Annotated in this window: 4 protein-coding genes and 1 pseudogene; all 5 read right to left on the bottom strand. The window is 71.9% G+C overall.

The window, feature by feature from the left end:
- Positions 1-296: pseudogene (locus SSOG_RS56485) on the bottom strand (hypothetical protein); the annotation flags it as partial.
- A gap of 370 nt (positions 297-666) precedes the next feature.
- Positions 667-1446, bottom strand: a complete 780-nt coding sequence (locus SSOG_RS29630) for a TIGR03936 family radical SAM-associated protein (protein ID WP_009717945.1) — start codon at positions 1444-1446, stop codon at positions 667-669.
- Between the two features lie 155 nt (positions 1447-1601).
- On the bottom strand, positions 1602-3527 hold the full coding sequence (locus SSOG_RS29625; protein ID WP_039938992.1) for a TIGR03960 family B12-binding radical SAM protein: 1926 nt from the start codon (positions 3525-3527) through the stop codon (positions 1602-1604).
- A gap of 82 nt (positions 3528-3609) precedes the next feature.
- Entirely contained in the window at positions 3610-5175 is a 1566-nt protein-coding gene (locus SSOG_RS29620) for a CYTH and CHAD domain-containing protein (RefSeq protein ID WP_009717943.1), read from the bottom strand.
- A 51-nt stretch (positions 5176-5226) separates the two neighbouring features.
- Positions 5227-6360, bottom strand: a complete 1134-nt coding sequence (gene rodA, locus SSOG_RS29615; RefSeq protein WP_234365290.1) for a rod shape-determining protein RodA — start codon at positions 6358-6360, stop codon at positions 5227-5229.
- Positions 6361-6365: the final 5 nt, after the last annotated feature.

The following is a 6365-nucleotide window of genomic DNA, read 5'->3' as shown; positions in this document are numbered from 1 at the left end:
TCCGGCGCGGCGGCCGAGGCCTCGGCGGGCTCGGACGGCTCGGCGGCGGGGCGCTGGGCGGCCTCCGCCGGAACCACGGTCTCCGCGACCTCGGGCGCACCCGCCGGTGCGGCGGTCCTGCGCGTGGCCCGGCGGCGCGCACGGGCGGGCGGAGCGGCGGAAGCGGTGTCACCGTCGGAGGCGGCGGAGGCGGCGGACGCCTCCGCGGCGGCCACGGCGGCCCCGGCGGCGATCGACTCGGCCGGTATGGCCGGGACGGCGGGCGTGGTCACCTCGGCGCCACTCACGCCACCCACCGGCGGACCGGCGGGGCGGGAGGCCGCACGGCGGCGGCGCGGCGGCAGGGTGTCACTGGGTGAGGTGGAATCCCCGGCGGCAGCGGCGCGCGGCGCGGCTTGTGCCTGGGGCTGGATAGGTTCGGTCGGCTCAATGGGCTCGAGCATGCGGGCGGTTCTCCCGTCACGCTCCCGGGCGCCGCGCCTGCTTCCGGCCGGGCCCCACGCGCTGCGCGGGTTCCGCCGTCCGGGGCGCGGGCGCCGCACGGGAGCTGTCGTATCGCTCGCCGGGCCGGTTTTCAGGGCCGGGACCGGCGAAAGTCTCCTGGTCAGTGCGCCTGCCGGACCCGGGTGGCTCCCAAGTGCCTGGGCGGCGCATCGACGGCGGTCCTTACGCGGAACCTTCCGGCGCCGCCACCGCGGCGGTCAGCTCGGCGGCCGTGGGTGGGGCGGCCTGAACTGCCTCGCGATCGGGCGCGAGCGGGTCGGTCACCGTGCCGGACTCCTCATCGAGCAGCCCCTGCGCCAGCCTGGTCACCGCTGCGGGGACCGGCGGCGCCAGGTCGGCCGTAGCGCGGAGACCGGACAGGACGTCGTCGGGTCGCACGGCAGGTGTCAGATGCCGTACTACCAGCCGCAGTATCGCACAGCCACCGTCGCCAGGCCTATCGCCCCGACCTGCGGACGCTTCCAGGTGGGCCACCGCGGCGCGGGCGTCGAAGGTGCGCATGCCGTTTTTCGTCCGGCGCTCGACCTCGACGGTCTCGGCCTCCAGGAAGGCCGCGACGGCCCGTTCGGCGTCCGCCGGGGCGACCCGGTCGAGCCGGATCTCCCATACGGACGCCTGGAGCCGGTCGGCGAGCCCGGATGTGCGGGCCTCGACGGCGTCGGTGATGTCGAGCCCGTCGGGCAGCGACTCGTTGAGCAGCGTCCGCAGCGTCTCGGGGTCCCGCGCCTCGGTGAGCTGGATCTCCAGGTACTCGGCCTCACTGCCGGTGCCGGTGGGTGCGGCATTGGCGTACGACACCTTCGGGTGCGGCGTGAAGCCCGCCGAGTACGCCATGGGCACCTCGGCGCGGCGCAGCGCCCGCTCGAAGGCACGCTGGAAGTCGCGGTGGCTGGTGAACCGGAGGCGGCCGCGCTTGGTGTAACGCAAACGGATGCGCTGCACCGCGGGTGCGGGCGGCGGGCCTTCGGGCTGTCGCTTGCCCAGGGGTCTGTCTCCTTGTGCTTCTTCGCTTGTCGGCGCACGGGCCTGTGGGGCCCGTGCGCCTTCCAGCGTACTTTGTGACCGGCCGGTTGCCCGAGGGCTACTTCACCCGAGGGCTACTTCACGACCGAGAGCGGCAGCAGCTTGCGGCCGGTGGGGCCGATCTGGATGGACGTGTCCATCTGCGGGCAGACGCCGCAGTCGAAGCACGGGGTCCAGCGGCAGTCCTCGACCTCGGTCTCGTCGAGCGAGTCCTGCCAGTCCTCCCACAGCCAGTCCTTGTCGAGACCGGAGTCGAGGTGGTCCCAGGGCAGGACCTCCTCGTAGGTGCGCTCGCGGGTGGTGTACCAGTCGACGTCCAGCCCGACCTCGGGCAGGGTGCGCTCGGCGCACTCCATCCAGCGGTCGTAGGAGAAGTGCTCGCGCCAGCCGTCGAAGCGGCCGCCGTCCTCGTAGACGGCGCGGATGACCGCGCCCACCCGGCGGTCGCCGCGGGACAGCAGGCCCTCGACGATGCCGGGCTTGCCGTCGTGGTAGCGGAAGCCGATCGAGCGGCCGTACTTCTTGTCGCCGCGGATCCGCTCGCGCAGCTTCTCCAGCCGGGCGTCGGTGTCCTCGGCGCTGAGCTGCGGCGCCCACTGGAACGGGGTGTGCGGCTTGGGGACGAATCCGCCGATCGAGACGGTGCAGCGGATGTCGTTCTTGCCGGACACCTCACGGCCCTTGGCGATCACCTTGGTCGCCATGTCGGCGATCTGGAGCACGTCCTCGTCGGTCTCGGTCGGCAGGCCGCACATGAAGTAGAGCTTCACCTGCCGCCAGCCGTTGCCGTACGCGGTGGACACCGTACGGATGAGGTCCTCTTCCGAGACCATCTTGTTGATGACCTTACGGATGCGCTCGGAGCCGCCCTCGGGGGCGAAGGTGAGGCCCGAGCGGCGGCCGTTGCGGGTCAGCTCGTTGGCCAGGTCGATGTTGAAGGCATCCACCCGGGTCGACGGCAGGGACAGACCGATCTTGTCTTCCGTGTACCGGTCGGCGAGGCCCTTGGCGATGTCGCCGATCTCGGTGTGGTCGGCGGAGGAGAGCGACAGCAGGCCGACCTCCTCGAAACCGGTGTTCTTCAGGCCCTTGTCGACCATCTCCCCGATACCGGTGATGGAGCGCTCGCGCACCGGGCGGGTGATCATGCCCGCCTGGCAGAAGCGGCAGCCGCGGGTGCAGCCGCGGAAGATCTCCACCGACATCCGCTCGTGCACGGTCTCGGCGAGCGGCACGAGCGGCTGCTTCGGGTAGGGCCACTCGTCGAGGTCCATGACGGTGTGCTTGGAGACGCGCCACGGCACGCCCGAGCGGTTCGGCACGACGCGGGAGATACGGCCGTCGGCCAGGTACTCCACGTCGTAGAACTTCGGCACGTAGATGCTGCCGGTGCGGGCGAGGCGGAAGAGCAGCTCGTCGCGGCCGCCGGGGCGGCCCTCGGCCTTCCAGGCGCGGATGATCTCGGTCATCTCCAGGACGGCCTGCTCGCCGTCGCCGATCACCGCGCAGTCGATGAAGTCCGCGATGGGCTCCGGGTTGAACGCGGCGTGACCGCCCGCGACCACGACCGGGTGGTCCACGGTGCGGTCGGCGGCGTCCAGCGGGATACCGGCGAGGTCGAGCGCGGTGAGCAGGTTGGTGTAGCCCAGCTCGGTCGAGAAGGAGACGCCGAAGACGTCGAAGGCGGACACCGGGCGGTGCGCGTCCACGGTGAACTGCGGCACCTTGTGCTCGCGCATCAGCTCTTCGAGGTCCGGCCAGACGCTGTACGTACGCTCGGCGAGCACCCCCTCGCGCTCGTTGAGCACCTCGTAGAGGATCATGACGCCCTGGTTGGGCAGCCCGACCTCATAGGCGTCCGGGTACATGAGCGCCCAGCGGACGTCGCACTCGTCCCAGCTTTTGACCGTGGAGTTCAGCTCACCGCCGACGTACTGGATCGGCTTCTGCACATGGGGGAGCAGGGCCTCAAGCTGTGGGAAGACCGACTCGACAGACATCAGTAACCTTCGTGCGCGGACAGGGGTGACCCTCAAGCGTACCGGTCCCGTCCGGACCGGATCGCCACGGTCGGCGGTACGGTCAGCTCTCCAGCGCCGATCGGTGCTCCCGGCGGGAGACCTCGGCCCACAGACCGGGCAGTTCGCGCTCGCGGGCGGCCGCGAGGGCCTCCTCGCGGCCGTAGAGCAGGCCGACGGTGAAGGTGGACTCCCCCGCCGCGTGCGCCTGGACGGCCAGCTCGCGCAGCGCTTCCCGCGCGACCACGCTGTCCTGGTGGTCGCCGAGCAGCTCCTGCACCTCGGTCATGAGCCCCGCGAACGCCTTCGCGGGCGCGCCCAGCGCCGGGCGGGCGACCTCGGCGGCGTAGCGGGCGCGCTTGGCGTCCTTGCGGGCCTCGTGGAGGACGACATCGCGCTCGGGCCCCGAGGGGGTGTCCAGGACCGGCTCCAGGCGGTCCGCGAGCCGTTCGTAGTCGCGCAGCACGGCCTTGCGGATCACCTCGGCGGCCGGACGGGCGGCGGCCTGGCGCAGCGGCGGGTCGGCCAGGAGCGCGTCGAGGGTGTCGAGCAGCGCGAGATGGCGCTCGCCGTCGAGGACGCCGATCAGCCGGTCACGCGAACCGGTGCGGCGCGCGTGCGACCAGATCTCCAGCCGGGCGGCGACGGGGCCGAGCCGCAGTTCGACGGGCACCTCGGTGAGCCGTTCGCCGATGCGCGCGGTGAGCACTTCGCGGTCCCGGTCGATGCCCAACTCGGCGGCCAGCCACTTCAGCTCGGCGCCGATGGGGTCGGTGACGGTGCGGTCCAGGACCTTGCGGTACGAGCGGAAGGCGCTGCGCAGTCGGCGGGTGGCGACCCGCATGCGGTGCACGGAGTCGTAGGTGTCCAGGCGCACGGCGGGGTCGAGGGTGACGATCGCGGTGATCTGGCGGCGTACGTAGTCCAGGACGACGTCACCGGCGGTGGCCGCGGCCTTCTTTCCGGCTTTCTTCTTGCCTGGTTTCTTTCCGGGCTTCTTCTGCCCGCCCTCGCGCGGGCCGGTTTCGGCCAGGGCGCGGGCGAGCTTGGAGGGGAGGTCGGCACGGCGCAGCCCGGCGTCCGTCAGATGCGGTTCCAGGGTGTCGAGCAGCGCGGGGTCGCCGCCCTCGGCCAGCTCCACTTCGACCTCGGTCCAGCTCACCGGGTCGCTGGGGGCCGGGGCCAGGCGGCGCGCGGTGACCCGGTCGGCGGACAGCTCGGCGAGCACCGTGCCGTCACCGTCCACGAGGTGCCGGACGTTCCGCTCCGACAGCAGGTGGACGAGGGGCACCAGGCCGGTGCCGCGGATGCGGGAGCGTACGAGGCCCGCGAGATGGTCGGGAAGCGTGTCCGAGAGCGGGGCGCGGATCTCGTCCCGTACGTCCGGGCCCACCGGCAGCTTGAGGTGCCAGCCGGCGTCGTCGCCCCCGGTGCGGCGGCGCAGGGTGATGCCGTCGGCGGCGAGCCGCTGCCCGGGGGTGTCGTAGTACGTGGCGTCGAGGGTGACGACGCCCCGGTCCCTCACCTGCGCGATTCCGGCGACCCCGGCCAGCTCGGGCAGGCCGCGGGTCCCGGTGTCGTCATCGGTGGTCTCGTACTTGCGTTCGATCTCCCGCATCATGTCCACCATGGCCTGAATGTAGTCGCCCGGCGCCTTCGGCGGGAGGCCCCTCGGCGCGGGTCAGGCCGATACGGGTCGTTGCACCTTGATGGACTGGAGCAGCCCGATCCCGATCCATACGGCGAACATCGACGAGCCGCCGTACGAGACGAACGGCAGCGGCAGACCGGCCACCGGCATGATGCCCAGCGTCATCCCGATGTTCTCGAACGACTGGAACGCGAACCAGGCGATGATCCCGGCCGCGACGACCGTCCCGTACAGCTCGGTGGTGCCCCGGGCGATCCGGCAGGCGCGCCACAGGACGACGCCCAGCAGCACGATGATCAGGCCCGCGCCGAGGAAGCCCAGCTCCTCCCCCGCGACCGTGAAGACGAAGTCCGTCTGCTGCTCGGGCACGAACTGGCCGGTGGTCTGGGTGCCGTGGAAGAGCCCCTTGCCGGTGAGACCGCCCGAGCCGATCGCGATGCGCGCCTGGTTGGTGTTGTAGCCGACGCCCGCAGGGTCCAGGGCGGGGTTGGCGAAGGCGGCGAAGCGGTCGATCTGGTACTGGTCGAGGACGTGCAGCTGCCAGATCAGCAGGGCGCCGATCACCGCGGTGGTGATCAGCCCGGCGACCCAGCGGTTGGACGCGCCGGAGGAGAGGAGCACCGCGAGCACGATCACCGCCATGACCATCACCGAACCGAGGTCCGGCATCAGCATCACGATGGCGATGGGCAGCGCGGCCAGGCCGAGCGCCTGGACGACGGTGCGGTGGTCGGGGCTGAGCCGATCGCCCGCGTCGACGCGCGCCGCCAGCAGCATCGCCATGCCCAGGATGATCGTGATCTTGGCGAACTCGCCGGGCTGGAGGGAGAACCCGGCACCGATCACGATCCACGCGTGCGCGCCGTTGATGGTCGAGCCCAGCGGGGTGAGGACGGCGAGGACGAGGATGACGGACAGCCCGTACAGCACCGGTACCGCACCGCGCAGGGTGCGGTGGCCGAGCCAGACGGTGCCGATCGCGAGCAGCAGCCCGATGCCGGTGTTCAGGGCGTGCCGGACCAGGAAGTAGTACGGATCGCCCTGGTTCAGCTCGGTGCGGTTACGGGTCGCCGAGTACACCAGCACCGTGCCGATCGCGGACAGCGCGAGGCAGGTGAGCAGCAGCACCCAGTCCAGGCGGCGCAGGAGCGAGTCGCGCGCCATGAGCT

It is taken from the genome of Streptomyces himastatinicus ATCC 53653, assembly GCF_000158915.1.
In the GTDB taxonomy this organism is placed as follows: Bacteria; Actinomycetota; Actinomycetes; order Streptomycetales; family Streptomycetaceae; genus Streptomyces; species Streptomyces himastatinicus.
This window is presented reverse-complemented; position numbering and strand designations above follow the sequence as displayed.